13 protein-coding genes are annotated in these 13485 nt (G+C 54.7%); 9 read left to right on the top strand and 4 right to left on the bottom strand.

Going from position 1 to position 13485, the window contains the following annotated elements; translation table 11 throughout:
- The first annotated feature begins 62 nt into the window (after window positions 1-62).
- Genes OCA8868_RS15835 through OCA8868_RS15795 form a run of 9 tightly spaced genes read left to right on the top strand, consistent with a single transcriptional unit; the run spans window position 63 to window position 9600 of the window.
- Window positions 63-1163, top strand: a complete 1101-nt coding sequence (locus OCA8868_RS15835; RefSeq protein ID WP_093997560.1) for an ABC transporter ATP-binding protein — start codon at window positions 63-65, stop codon at window positions 1161-1163.
- A gap of 10 nt (window positions 1164-1173) precedes the next feature.
- A complete protein-coding gene (locus tag OCA8868_RS15830; RefSeq protein ID WP_093997559.1) occupies window positions 1174-2433 on the top strand; it encodes a Gfo/Idh/MocA family protein in 1260 nt (419 codons plus the stop codon).
- Complete coding sequence (locus OCA8868_RS15825; RefSeq protein WP_245848315.1) at window positions 2430-3431, top strand: SIS domain-containing protein; 1002 nt, start codon at window positions 2430-2432, stop codon at window positions 3429-3431. The genes OCA8868_RS15830 and OCA8868_RS15825 overlap by 4 nt, the downstream gene beginning before the upstream one ends.
- Entirely contained in the window at window positions 3428-4480 is a 1053-nt protein-coding gene (locus OCA8868_RS15820) for an SIS domain-containing protein (RefSeq protein ID WP_093997558.1), read from the top strand. The genes OCA8868_RS15825 and OCA8868_RS15820 overlap by 4 nt, the downstream gene beginning before the upstream one ends.
- Complete coding sequence (locus OCA8868_RS15815; RefSeq protein ID WP_093997557.1) at window positions 4477-5382, top strand: ROK family protein; 906 nt, start codon at window positions 4477-4479, stop codon at window positions 5380-5382. Before OCA8868_RS15820 ends, OCA8868_RS15815 begins: the two co-directional genes overlap by 4 nt.
- Window positions 5375-6604, top strand: a complete 1230-nt coding sequence (locus tag OCA8868_RS15810; RefSeq protein WP_093997556.1) for a class II D-tagatose-bisphosphate aldolase non-catalytic subunit — start codon at window positions 5375-5377, stop codon at window positions 6602-6604. The genes OCA8868_RS15815 and OCA8868_RS15810 overlap by 8 nt, the downstream gene beginning before the upstream one ends.
- A complete protein-coding gene (locus OCA8868_RS15805) occupies window positions 6601-7740 on the top strand; it encodes an N-acetylglucosamine-6-phosphate deacetylase (protein ID WP_093997555.1) in 1140 nt (379 codons plus the stop codon). Before OCA8868_RS15810 ends, OCA8868_RS15805 begins: the two co-directional genes overlap by 4 nt.
- A complete protein-coding gene (locus OCA8868_RS15800) occupies window positions 7727-8470 on the top strand; it encodes a copper homeostasis protein CutC (RefSeq protein ID WP_179214878.1) in 744 nt (247 codons plus the stop codon). The genes OCA8868_RS15805 and OCA8868_RS15800 overlap by 14 nt, the downstream gene beginning before the upstream one ends.
- 29 nt (window positions 8471-8499) lie before the next feature.
- Window positions 8500-9600 (top strand): MFS transporter, encoded by a 1101-nt coding sequence (locus tag OCA8868_RS15795; protein WP_143849667.1) that lies wholly within the window; start codon window positions 8500-8502, stop codon window positions 9598-9600.
- A 41-nt stretch (window positions 9601-9641) separates the two neighbouring features.
- On the opposite strand, the gene OCA8868_RS15790 is transcribed toward OCA8868_RS15795, so the two are convergent.
- The 4 genes from OCA8868_RS15790 to OCA8868_RS15775 are packed head-to-tail and all read right to left on the bottom strand — an operon-like array spanning window position 9642 to window position 13483.
- Window positions 9642-10424 carry an aldolase/citrate lyase family protein gene (locus tag OCA8868_RS15790; RefSeq protein WP_093997552.1) on the bottom strand — a complete coding sequence of 261 codons (783 nt, stop codon included), beginning with the start codon at window positions 10422-10424 and terminating at the stop codon, window positions 9642-9644.
- A gap of 13 nt (window positions 10425-10437) precedes the next feature.
- Window positions 10438-11238 (bottom strand): 2-oxo-hept-4-ene-1,7-dioate hydratase, encoded by an 801-nt coding sequence (hpaH, locus tag OCA8868_RS15785; RefSeq protein ID WP_093997551.1) that lies wholly within the window; start codon window positions 11236-11238, stop codon window positions 10438-10440.
- Window positions 11235-12089: a fumarylacetoacetate hydrolase family protein gene (locus OCA8868_RS15780; RefSeq protein WP_093997550.1), complete on the bottom strand. Its 855-nt coding sequence runs from the start codon at window positions 12087-12089 to the stop codon at window positions 11235-11237. Before OCA8868_RS15780 ends, hpaH begins: the two co-directional genes overlap by 4 nt.
- Complete coding sequence (locus OCA8868_RS15775; protein WP_093997549.1) at window positions 12086-13483, bottom strand: pyridoxal phosphate-dependent decarboxylase family protein; 1398 nt, start codon at window positions 13481-13483, stop codon at window positions 12086-12088. The genes OCA8868_RS15780 and OCA8868_RS15775 overlap by 4 nt, the downstream gene beginning before the upstream one ends.
- Window positions 13484-13485: the final 2 nt, after the last annotated feature.

Here is a 13485-nt window from a genome sequence, read left to right as displayed (position 1 = left end):
CGCATCTTGGGTGGCCCGGGGGCCCTCACTTTCACTACATTTATTGACGATTGGACGAACCCATGGCCACGCTTAACCTGAATGCCATCAATAAATCCTTTGGTTCAGCCAAAGTGCTGCATGACATCAGTCTCGCGATTGAGGACAAAGAATTCGTCGTTTTCGTCGGCCCCTCAGGTTGCGGAAAATCCACGCTGCTGCGCATCATCGCCGGCTTGGAAGAGGCAACGGATGGGTCCATCATTATCGGCGGTGAAGACGTTAGCGACGCCCACCCAGTAGATCGCGGAATTTCGATGGTGTTCCAGTCCTACGCGCTTTACCCGCACCTTTCGGTTTACGAAAATATCGCGTTTCCTTTACGTGTGCAAAAACTTGAAAAATCAGATCTCGATGGCCGCGTACAACGCGCCGCCGAGATCCTTCAACTAACAGACAAGCTTGACCTGAAACCTGGCCAATTATCTGGCGGCCAGCGGCAACGTGTTGCAATTGGGCGTTCGATTGTGCGTGAACCTAAAGTGTTCCTGTTTGACGAACCTCTGTCCAACCTCGATGCGGCCTTGCGCGGTGATATGCGAGTGGAGCTAACACAATTGCACCGCGACCTAGATGCCACGATGGTATATGTGACCCACGATCAGATTGAAGCTATGACTATGGCCGACCGGATTGTTGTACTGAACGGCGGACGGGTCGAACAATTTGGCTCACCGATGGAATTGTATCACCACCCAAAGACAAAATTTGTGGCTTCGTTTATTGGCCAACCGAACATGAACCTGATCCCCGCAACCGTACTGGGCGTTGATGCGTCAGGCATCAAGGTTGACCTCAAAGGCGGTCATCAAATGGTACTGCCAGTCGAGACCGCGACCGTTAGCGTTGGCGACAAGGTCGAAGTCGGAATTCGCCCCGAACATGTGCAACTTGGCAACGAAGGGCTAGAGATTTCCGTCAAGGTTCTTGAGCGGCTGGGTGGCGCGACGATCACGTATGGCACGGTTGGTGGCGATACACGGTTCTGCGCCTCACTTCCGGGTGACGCGTTGATCGAAGAAGGCGCTCCGTTGAAGCTTCACGTTGCACCAGAAGCCTGCCACGTTTTTGATGCTGCCGGTGACGTGTTGCGTCGCAAAGCAGCGCCAGAGCTGGTTGCCTAAGGGGAAAGGCATGAAAGTCATAACAGCAGGCTTGGGGCTGCGCGCCTCCCATGTGCTATCCATTCTGAAAGAAGCGATGCCGGAAGCGGAGTTGGTGGGTTATTACGACCCGCAACCGGCCTCAGCGCTTGAGGTTGACGGCACAACGATCGACACCGATGCGGTGCGTGCGTTGATCCCAGATCAAGTGTTTCCAGGGTTCCCTGATGTACCCAAGATAGCACAACTTCGGGCCGGATTTGCCGCATGTGCTGAATTGCGGCGTAATACGCCCCGCTTTGACGACATAGAAACGATGTTGACAGAAACCAAACCCGACCTTTTCTTCGTCGGTTCACCCAACAGTTTCCATCTGGATCATATCAAGATGGGTTTGAAAGCAGGGGTGCGCATTTTCACCGAGAAACCTGTCGTCACGACCAAAGAAGACACTATGGAACTGGCGTCTCTGCTTGCGGAGTACGGTACGGATCGGGTGATGGTTGGACTGGTTTTACGTTATTCTCAGCATATGGTTGATCTGCGCGCTGTGCTTAACGATCTGGGCCCTGTCGTATCGCTTGAAGCCAATGAACATATTGCACCCTATCACGGCGCGTTCTTTATGCGCGACTGGCGGCGTATGACATCTTGGTCCGGTGGATTCATGCTGGAAAAATGTTGTCATGACATCGATATTTACAACATGGTGACGAAGTCCCGCCCGACCAAAGTCGCTAGTTTTGGTGGCCGTAAGTCCTTCGTTCCGGACAACGCTCCGTTCTCTAATGTTGAAAATGAAATCATGCATCACAAGCCGTCGGTGTGGAACAGCACCAATGATGCATTCCACTCAGACGGTGACATAATCGACTATCAAACAGCACTGTTGCAGTACGAAAGCGGCGCATCTTTGACCTTTCACACCAACTTAAACGTTCCCGATGAGCACCGCAGGTTCTGTGTGATGGGGACACATGGCATGGCTGAGGGCGACTTTGTCCGGGGAAAACTGAAAGCAACCGCGCGCGACGGTTCGGTTATCGCAGCGCATGACTACACTCAGATGAACGCCGCTCGCGCGTCATCACATTATGGCGCCGACCATATGATGGTCGATGACATCGTCGCATTCCTACGCGGAGATGTAGACGACCTACCGGTTGGCGTTGTTGATGCCCTTGAAGCAGGGTTGGCGGCTATGGCCCTCGATGAGGCTCGGATCAGCGGCGGCATAGTTGATTTAACTGCCACATGGCGAGAATTTGATAAGTTTGGACTAAGAGCATGACACTAGAAAACAAAACGCCTGGCTGCTTGATGGCGGCGGAATCAGCGCAATGTCTTGAGGTGTTCGCGAAGTCCGTGACGCAGACCGTATCTGGCCCAATTGAGATGCCAAACGCGATCTATACAATTGCGCGCGGATCATCAGACGCTGCGGCAAATATATTGTCCTATGAATTCATGCGTGAACTGGGTGTGCCCATGACATCGCTGCCACCTTCGGTCTTTTCAATTGGTGACGGCGTCGCGATGGCAGGTTGCGCGACGTTGGTTATCAGCCAATCAGGTGCAAGCCACGACCTTGTTCATTCTGCCGAAGGGGCAGCGAAAGCCGGTGCCCGAGTTTTGGCACTGACCAACCAGGAAAACAGCGCCGTTGAAAAAGTCTCTGACGTGACCCTCCCGATAGATGCGGGCCCAGAACTGGCAGTGCCAGCGACCAAATCTGTGGTTGGCGCCGTTGCTGCAGGCATGGCCTTGCTGAGCAAACTTCAACCCAGTTACGCCAACAGAGCACAGCATGCTGCGAATGCCGTGGGCGAAATGACCCTGCCGCATGGTCAAGCTGCAGGGCTGCAGGCAGCATTCCTTCGGGCGCGTCATGTCTATGTCATTGGACGCGATACCGGATATGGGGCTGCGCATGAGGTCGCGCTCAAGCTCAAGGAATGTTGCGCTATTCATGCAGAAGCTTACTCGAGCTCAGAAGTGCTTCACGGTCCTTTGCAGCTCGCCACGAATCCGTTGATGGTGCTGATGTTGGATACGGGGCTTGACGATATTCAAGACAGCCTAGATCAGGCAGAAGCGCGCTTCCGTTCAGTTGATTGCGATGTGCATCGCGTGCGGCTTTCCGATTTAGGCGGTGAGGCCGTAACGCCGGCAGCGGCAGCGGCCGTATTGCTGGCGATGCTGTATCCTGTGATCTTGAACACAGCACTTGCGTTGGGGCTTGACCCCGACATGCCTGAAACTTTGTCAAAGGTTACGAAAACAACATGATTGAAGGGCTTACAAATTGGGCGACTTGGCGCGAAATCCATAGCCAGCCTGAAATCTGGCGTAGCTGGGGTGCGACGCTTGATGTGGCAGGCTTGCGCGGCTGGATTTCTGATCAGGTCTTTGATGAAGTCTGGTTCTGTGGTGCAGGTACAAGTGCCTATATCGGCGACATTGTTGCCGCATCTGTAAAAGGTACGCGATCTGTGCCCAGCACCGATCTTGTCGCTGATCCGGCTCATGTCTTAGCAGGTGCACGCCCTCTCGTTGTCAGTTTCGGTCGTTCGGGCAACAGCGCCGAAAGCATCGGAACTATGGATGCGCTAGATGCTTTAGTGCCTGACGCGCCACGGCTGAATATAACATGCAACAAGGATGGCGCGCTTGCGACGCGGGTTAGTACTGGTCCCGCTCAGGTCATCATTTTACCTGACGCAACGCATGATGCTGGTTTCGCAATGACATCGAGCTTTTCGACGATGTTGCTGACAGCGCTCGCGCTTTTTGATGTTAAATGTGATGTTCCGGCCCGTTTAAATGCCCTTGCTGATCAGCTGGACAACTTGCTTCCGCAGCTCATCGCAGGCGATCGCCCCGGCCGCGCGGTCTATGTTGGTGCCGGTCCGTTGACCTTTGCTGCACGCGAAGCTGCGCTGAAAGTTATGGAACTTTCCGCAGGCCAAATGCCGGCACTTTGGGACAGCACGCTCGGGTTTCGGCATGGGCCAAAAGCATTCGTTACGGACAGCACCGCAATCACCATTTTCCTTAACCCCAATCAACCAACGCAGAATTACGGCACAGATCTTGCTAAAGAGTTGCAGCAACAATTCCCTCGCTCAACAGTACAAACAATCGGACCAGGTGGAGACATCGATGTTGCCATGCCTTTCGGTGCCGCATGGGCTGCACCGCTTTGTGTCGCACAAGCCCAGGTGAAAGGGGTGATGTGGGCCCATTCCCTTGGCTTGAACGTAGATGATCCGTTTTCAGGGCAATCCACGCTCAGCCGTGTTGTGTCTGACGTCAAACTATATCCAGTGACGACATGACAGCGATTGGGATAGACCTTGGTGGAACGAAGATCGAGACGCAGATCTTTGACGAAAAATGGACAGTGATTGCACGCCAAAGAGTTGACACGCCACATGACTATGACGCGTTGGTCAATGCTGTTGCTTTACAGATCAATTGGGCAGTTGGCCAAACGGCCACTGGAACACCGGTCGGTATCGGTGCGGCAGGCTTGGTTAATCCTAATAACGGTCAGGCCCTAACAGCCAATCTGGTCGCTACGGGTCACCCATTTCCGGCAGATATTGCGCACGCGGCCGGTTGCACCATCAAATATGTAAACGATTGTCGTGCATTGGCGCTCTCGGAGGCGGTATTTGGCCTCGGAAAAGGCCATCGCACAGTGATGGCGCTCATCCTTGGTACTGGCATTGGTGGCGGCATTTCGGTTGATCAACGCATCCTGCAAGGCCCAACTTTAACGGGGGGTGAGTTCGGACACACCTCAGCGCCTGCCCATCTGGTGGCGCAATACGACTTGCCGATCTGGCAATGCGGATGTGGGCGTACGGGATGTATTGAAACCTATATCGCCGGTCCTGGTCTTGTGCGACTGGCGAAACATATAACAGGCCAAGAATTGACCACACATCAGATTGCGGCGGCACGCGATAACTCAATGGAATATGTATGGCGGGTCTGGTGCGACCTGACCGCCGACTTGCTACATACGTTAACTCTGACGGTCGACCCTGACCTGATCATTTTAGGGGGCGGTTTGACCCAAATCGATGGAATCGTTGATGACTTGACCGCCGCTGCCAAAGCAGCGCAGCTGCCCGGCTTTGGTACATCTAGATTGGTCTTGGCCGAGGGTGGGGACACAAGTGGTGCACGTGGCGCCGCTTTTGCCGCATGGCAGGAGCAACTCAATGTTTGATGTGCTAAGAGATATCATCAGGCGCAACCGCGCAGGTGAACGGGTGGCAATCCCTTCCGTTTGTTCGGCGCAACCGGATGTTTTGAAGGCGTCTTTGGCTATGGCGCAGCGTTTGGATCGTCATGTCGTAATTGAGGCCACTTCAAATCAGGTCAATCAGGACGGCGGGTATACCGGAATGACGCCTGCGGGCTTTGTCAGTTTTGTGAATGGCTTAGCCGATGCTGAAGGGGTCGATCGCGAACGTATAGTTTTTGGAGGTGATCATTTGGGGCCGCAGGCTTGGCGCGCGAAAGATGCCAACTCGGCGATGGCTAAGGCCGATGTGATGGTTCGCGACTATGTCGCTGCAGGGTTTAGTAAAATCCACCTCGATTGTTCCGAAGGGTGCGCTGGCGAGCCTTCGCAATCGGATGATGAAGTGACCGCTGCGCGTTCGGCCAGGTTAGCGAAGATTTGTTGTGACACCCGCGATGACCTCTTGTTCGTTGTCGGCACTGAGGTTCCGCCCCCTGGCGGTGCGCGGGTTGATGAACATGGTGAAATTCCGCCGACGTCACCCAGCGCGGCCCGAAAGACGCTCGCGGCTCATGATACGGCTTTTGGTGACATGGCAGACAAAATTGGTGGATTGGTTGTGCAACCCGGTGTGGAATTTAGCCCGACAGCCGTGCACGCCTTACCAATGGAGCGCGATCCACACTTGCTTGACGCATTGGAAGACCACCCTCACGTTTGCTTAGAGGCGCACTCGACCGACTATCAAGACCCCGCCGTATACCCCCGTTTGGCCGAACTCGGTTTCGCCTTTCAAAAAGTAGGCCCCGCGTTGACCTTTGCCTATCGCGAAGCTCTGTACGCTCTTGATCAATTGCGGCCATCCAAAGGTGCTCTGCAAGCAACGATGGAAGAGGTAATGGGGGCTGACCCAACCCATTGGAAAGGACATTATAGTGGCGATGATCACGCGCTATTTGCACAACGCCACTTCGGGCTAGCGGATCGTATCCGCTACTATTGGCCGCTACCAGATGCTCTGTCAGCGGTGCAGGATCTTTTGGCAGAACTAGACTCGTCAATCCCTGACGCCCTTTTGCGAACGGCCTTTGACCAGATTGTTCTCGACCGTGCCGAAGGACTACAAGGCGGGCAGGCACGAAGGCTAATTCATGCGCAAATTGAATGTGCCTTAGCCCCATATTTCTTTGAGGAAACAGCATGACGGATGTTTGGGTTGTACCGGATCTACTATTTGATGGCCAATCTCTGACGTCTGGGCAAGCCATCCGTATCGTCGACAACGAAGTCGTCGATATTGCCCACGAACATGAAGGCGGATTGCGCTTCAAAGGGTGCATTTCGCCTGGTTTTGTTGATCTTCAGGTCAATGGCGGCGGTGGCGCAATGCTCAATTCAACCCCGACCAGAGAAGGCATTGCCACCATCGCTCAAGCGCACCGTCGCTTTGGGACTGTTGCCGTAATGCCGACAGTTATCACCGACGCACCCGACGTGTTGGATCGCGCTGTAGAGGCGGCAATTGTATCCCAGCACGGTGAGGGCATTGTCGGGTTGCATATCGAAGGTCCGCATATCTCAGTTGAACGGCGCGGCACACACAACAGGGATTTCATTCGCGATCTGGACGCACGGACGATGGATGTCGTGGCGAAGCTGCGCAAACACGATCTCGCAGTGATAATCACGCTCGCGCCGGAGGCCGCTTCAACGGATCAAATCGCAGCCCTTTCTGACATGGGTGCCACTGTTTCCATTGGTCATACTAATGCCAACGCCGAGTTGGTGGAGGCCGCGATCGCAGCAGGCGCTTCATGTGCGACCCACTTGTTCAATGCAATGTCACCAATGGCCGGGCGCGCGCCTGGTGCTGTAGGCGCGATAATCAATTCACGGGTGCGATCAGGCATAATCTGTGACGGCTATCATGTTGATGACCGTATGGTTGCTTTGGCAATTCAAGCTCGGCCTGCACGGGACCTGATGTTTCTTGTATCCGATGCAATGGCGACTGTCGGTGGTCCTGATCACTTTGATCTCTACGGACAAGATGTTCGCTTGGATCAGGGGCGCCTTATAAATGTAGAGGGCAATCTGGCGGGTGCACACATCACCCAAGCACAAGGCGTTGCGCGTTTGGTCAATCAGGTTGGCATTTCTCCCGAAACAGCGTTGCGCATGGCCATTTCGACCCCTGCGGAAATTGTCGGACAAAGCGATCTCGCATCATTGATAGGACAGAACATTCGTAATCTCATCTCGATGACCGACGACTTCTCCCAAACCGAAGCGTTTGTAGATGCTTTTGCGCTGGCCGTGGCAAACGATGCCGCAGAATAGCCCCTACACGTTTGAAATCTGCGCTGAATCACCCGCCGCAATAGCAGCCTCAGCCGCCTTTGCTGATCGTATCGAACTTTGTGGTGCCCTCGATGTCGGTGGTGTTACTCCGGATATCGGCATGATGGAGTTTGCGGCCTCTCTCGGTGTCGAAACCCATGTGCTGATCAGAACCCGTAGCGGAGACTTTACGATGTCATCCGACGATATCACGGTTGCCATTCACAGCATCCGTACCGCGCGTGAGCTGGGTTTGAAAGGCATCGTAATAGGCGCCGAGCGGAACGGAGCATTAGATCGCAAAGCAATGGATGCAATGATCAGGGCTGCCGATGGTCTTGACGTGACCCTTCATCGAGTTGTGGATGTCGTGGATGATCCCGAAGCCGCAGTAGACATTGCCGTCGATCTGGGCGCCACTCGTATCTTGACGTCTGGGGGCACAAGGTCAGCAGAACAGGGAATTGAGGGCCTAAACCGCTTACATGCAAAAGCCGCTGGAAGGATCGAGATCATGGCGGGAAGCGGCGTTAATAGCGCCAATCTTCCTCTCCTTATGGAAAACACGCCGATCACAGCCTTTCACGCGTCTTGCTCTCAGCAAACACCGCTTGGCACCCGATATGCCGAGGTTGGACTTGGCCAAACCAAACGAGAATTTGATCCGCTAGAGGCCGAAAAGATCGCCTCAATACTGAGGGCGAAATTGCCGGAGCCAGCAGGCCAGTGAATGATATCAAATCCTTAAGGCTGGTATTTTTGTTGCAACCTCTCGCGTTGGGCGCATGGTTTCCCCGCATTCCACAAGTGCAGGAAAGTATCGGCTTGAGCGAAGGAACCTTGGCGATTGCACTGATGGGGATGCCATTGGGGTTGTTGGTCGCCCTGTCATTTGGCAGTAAATTGGCAGAACTTTTAGGAACGCGCGGTTTGCTCACTTTTGGGTTGGGCGGCTATCTTATCGCAATGCCGGCGCCAGCCTTTGCGACGTCGGGGCCTGTTTTGTTCGGCGCACTTTCCCTTGCGGGCGTTTGCATGGCAATCGCCCAACTTAGCCTCAATGTGACGGCCTCCGAAGTTGAGGCACGCAGCGACAGTTCAATTATGAACGGCTGCCACGGTTACTGGTCGATTGGTGTGTTACTTGGGTCTGCGATCGGGGCAGCGATGGCGGAAGCACGGGTGTCCCCTGGTGCCGCTCTGTCTATAGTTTCCGCCGTAAGTTTCATCCCTCTCATCTTCGTTGCTCGACATATAACCAACTATCCACTGCCAGCCGCGCCAAAGCTACAAGCGCGCAGCGGACGTCCCTCTAGGCCCTTGATTTATATCGCGCTCTTTGGGTTTGGGATTGCGACTACTGAAGGAGCGATGGCCGATTGGCTGGCCGTCTTCATGACCAATATATTTGATGCTTCACCTGGCATCGCAGGCGCAAGCTATACAGTATTCGCCCTGTCTGTGGCTCTGGGCCGGTTTCAAGGAGACGCACTGAAGTCACGCTTTGCCGTCGAAAAACTGGCGCAATGCCTTGTTGTTCTCGCATTGGCTGGGTTGCTGATCGCGTTGGTTAGCCCCACTATTTGGCTGTCATTTGCCGGGGTGGCACTTCTGGGATTTGGCGTTTCATTGGGTTTCCCGTTAGCCGTGAGTGCCGCCAGTGTGCTGAAGGGGCGATCAAGCGCGGCTAACGTCGCGATCCTGACCCAATTGACACTATGCGGCTTCTTGATTGGACCACCAATCATTGGCTTGGTCGCCGAGTTCAGCAATATGCGCATTGGTTTAGCCGCGCTGATACCGGCGCTGTTGCTCGCGTTTTTGTTCGCAAGAGCACTAAAGTCGCAACCGCCCTCGTAGGAAGTCACCAATCATGCCGAAAGCTAAGTAATGGAAGGTTTCTATTCACCTTGAAGATTTTGACGCGCTTCATTTGATGCGCTACGCATGTTTCGCGCGAACAGTGTGACATCAATCTCTGTTGCGATAAATGTCGCACCGATTTCGCGGCAGTCATTCTGCAAGTCTTTATCCAACGTCAAAATGCCTGCAGCCTTGCCCGATGCAACAATCTTCTCCATCGCGCCCAGAACCGCCGCCTGAACCTCAGCCGCGCCAGCCTGCCCGATAAACCCCATATCAGCTGCCAAGTCGGACGGGCCAATGAAAACACCATCAATACCGTCAACCTCCAGAATACGATCTAGTTCTGACATGCCCTTCTGGTTCTCAACCTGTGCCAGCAAACAGATTTCGTTGCGTGCCGTGGTCAGGTAGTCGCCAATCCCTGAAAAATCCGATGCCCGCGCGAGGGCCGATCCAACACCGCGCACTCCGTGCGGAGGGTACGTCACGGCATCAACTAGGTCTTGAGCCTGCGCGGCACTTTCGACCATGGGAACCAATAGCGTCTGCGCACCGGCATCAAGCAGCTGCTTGATAATCCATGTTTCGCCAATTGGAGGGCGCACAACGGCATGGCTATCGCGCGCGGCAAGAACCTGTAGCTGCGCCACAATAGACCGCAGATCATTGGGCGCATGTTCGCCATCGATCAACAGCCAGTCAAATCCGGCACCAGCCGAGATTTCCGCAATGTAGGGATCAGCAAGACCCATCCAGCAACCAATTTGCAATTCACCATTGGCGATGGCGTGTTTGAACGAATTATGGGGTGCTGGCATGATGGCGCTTCCTTTAGTCGAATGAAATGTCTACGTGGCCGAAGGGGCCAAAGTCCGCATGAATTTGCGTACCGGCAGGGCATTCGACAGGGCGAATAAAGCTACCTGATAGGACGATCTGTCCAGGTTCAATGCTTTGGCCATATTGCGCCATTCGGCGGGCCAACCAAACCACGCTTTCGATCGGATCATTGAGCACCCCTGCCCCGAGGCCGGTTTCCTCAACCTCTCCGTTGCGCGACGTAATCGCACCGACCCAACGTAGATCAAAGGCATCTATGGCGTGTTTTTGCGGGCCAAGGACAATGCCCGCGTTGGCAGCGTTGTCACTGATCGTGTCAAAAACCTTGCGTGTTTCACCGGTTTCCGGATCGCTTCGCAAAATCCTCGTATCGAGGATCTCGATCGACGGTGCCACATAATCCGTCGCAGCAATCACATCACCGCGCGTAACATCTGCACCGCCCAGCGGGGATTTCATGACAAAAGCAATTTCCGCCTCGATCCGCGGCTGAATAAAGCGGCCTGCGGGCACGTTTGCGCCGTGTTCAAACGCCATATCGTCGAACAAAATACCACTGTCAGGAATATCGATGTTCAGCGCATATTGCATCGCCTTAGACGTCAGCCCGATCTTCCATCCGATCACGCTGCGCCCTTCGGCTAGCTTGGCGCGATAAATCGCGTTCTGAACGGCATAGGCATCATCCATTCCCATTTCAGGGTGGGCCTTGGTCAACAGTCCGATCTGTTCGCCAGACTTTTCGGCGGCAAGCAAATCAGCGGCTGCTTTTGCATGATCTTGCGGCATCACAGGCGTTCATCCTCAACGGTGTTGCGAAGGGTGCCGATCCCGTTCACTTCTACCTCAACCACGTCACCGGGCTTGAGGTACTGTGGCGGGTCAAGACGTGCGCCAGACCCCGTCGGCGTTCCGGTGACAATGATATCGCCGGGCTGCAACGTCATGAACGTCGAGATGTATTCGATCTCGCGGCGGATTGGGTGCATCATGCGCGACAGCACGTCGTCTTGGCGTACTTCACCGTTCACGCGCGTGATGATGCGCGCCTCGTCAAGCTGCGCTGCGTCCGTGAATGGCACGAGCCACGGACCGATCGAACCGGAATTATCCCAGTTCTTACCCTGTGTGACGTTGAATTTCGCGTGGCGAACCCAATCGCGGATCGTGCCTTCATTACACAGTGTCAGTGCGGCGATGTGGTCATAGGCATCAGCTTGGCTGATACGGCGCCCGGCCTTGCCGATGACAATCGCGACCTCACCTTCGTAGTCCAGCGTTTCGTTCTCCGGTGGGCGGATCAAAGGGCGATTGTGCCCGGTAAAACCGCTCGCAAACCGTGGGAACAGCGACATGTATTTCGGCTGCTCGGATCCGTCTTTATATTCTGCGTTGCGGTCGGGAAAGTTCACACCGACGCACAGGATGCGTGGGGCGTTTGGCAGCACCATTTCGTATTCGAATTCTGTGTGCGTTACCGACTGGCCTTCTGCGGCCTTTTCCAATGCATCAAACCCGCCTGCACGCACAACATCCAACAGCGTGGGCCACTGCGGTAAAGCGCCATCCAGCGCGATCATTCCCCCATCAGCGACGGCGCCGTAGTGGGTTTGCCCATCGGCTGTGTAGGTCGCGTATTTCATTGAATTTTCTCCCAAATATCTTGGATCACGGTTTTGGCCATCATCACATCATCACGTGTTGTATCGAATTGCCCCACTTGAAAGCGGATCACTTTACGTCCCTGAATTTCGCCCTGTGTCAGGTAAATTCTGCCATCATCATTAAGCGCATCAACGAGACTTTGTTGCGTGGCATCATCGCCCGGGCAGCGGAACGAAAACAGGCTGAGTATTGGTTCGCTCGCGATTTCAAACCCATCCATCGCGCGGATTTCCTCGCACAACTCACCCGCCCATGCGACGTGATTTCGAATTCTCTGACGCAACCCTTCAAGCCCGTAGGACCGGAGCAAGAACCATATTTTGAGTGCCCGAAACCGCCGCCCTAGCGGGATCGTCCATTCCGAATAGTTAGTGACCGGCGCACCTGTGGTCTTTAGGTACTCTGGCTCGATCTTAAGCGTGTTCAATTGCGGCGTCGCATCACGCAAGAACTGGATCGAACAATCGAATTGCGCCCCAAGCCATTTGTGAGGGTTGAATACGATGCTGTCGAAGCCATCAACATCCTGCCAAAACTCGTCCCTGAATTCTGGGCAGATCATGGCCGATCCTGCCCACGCCGCATCAAGGTGCGTGTAAAGGTCATGCTCCTTGGCGACCGCTAATATCGGCCCTAACGTATCGGAGCCTCCAACGCCTGTTCCACCTGTAATCGCGATGATGCCTGCCGGCGTGTGACCTGCTTTGAGATCATCAGCAATTGCTTGCTGCAGTGCATCTACGTCCATCTCAAATCGCGGGCCTATCGCGGGGATTTTGACCAAGTTGGCCTGTCCGATCCCAGAGACCCAGCAAGCACGATCAATGGAAGAATGCACCTGGTCGGAACAATAGACTCGCAGGTGGCCCTTGTTGGACAGCCCATCTTTGTTCCCCGTATACCCCGTCGCGCGTTCACGCATGGTCAACACGGCCGAAAGGGTCGCAGACGAGGCGCTGTCTTGGATCACACCTGTGAATCCATCCGCTAACCCAAGCGCCTGACGCAGCCAATCGACCATAACGCCTTCGACTTCTGTCGCCGCCGGAGAAGTTTGCCACAGCATGCATTGCGCAGCGACGGTGTTCACCAATTGCTCTGCCAACATCGAAGGAGGCGCCGCATTGGCAGGAAAATACGCAAAGAAACGCGGGTGCTGCCAGTGCGTCATGCCGGGCATCACAATGGTTTCGAAGTCTTCAAGGATCGCCGCCATGTCTTCGCCGTTTTCAGGGGGAACCTGATTCAGCTGGGCCGCGATATCCCCAAGAGCAGTTTGGGCGCGAACAGGAGTGTCGGGCAGTGCCTTGTGGTACTGTGCGCCCCATTCCGAAATATGCTTACCCCAATGGGCGAACTCGTCCCAATCCATCA

It is taken from the genome of Octadecabacter ascidiaceicola (assembly GCF_900185015.1).
GTDB lineage: Bacteria > Pseudomonadota > Alphaproteobacteria > Rhodobacterales > Rhodobacteraceae > Octadecabacter > Octadecabacter ascidiaceicola.
This window is presented reverse-complemented; position numbering and strand designations above follow the sequence as displayed.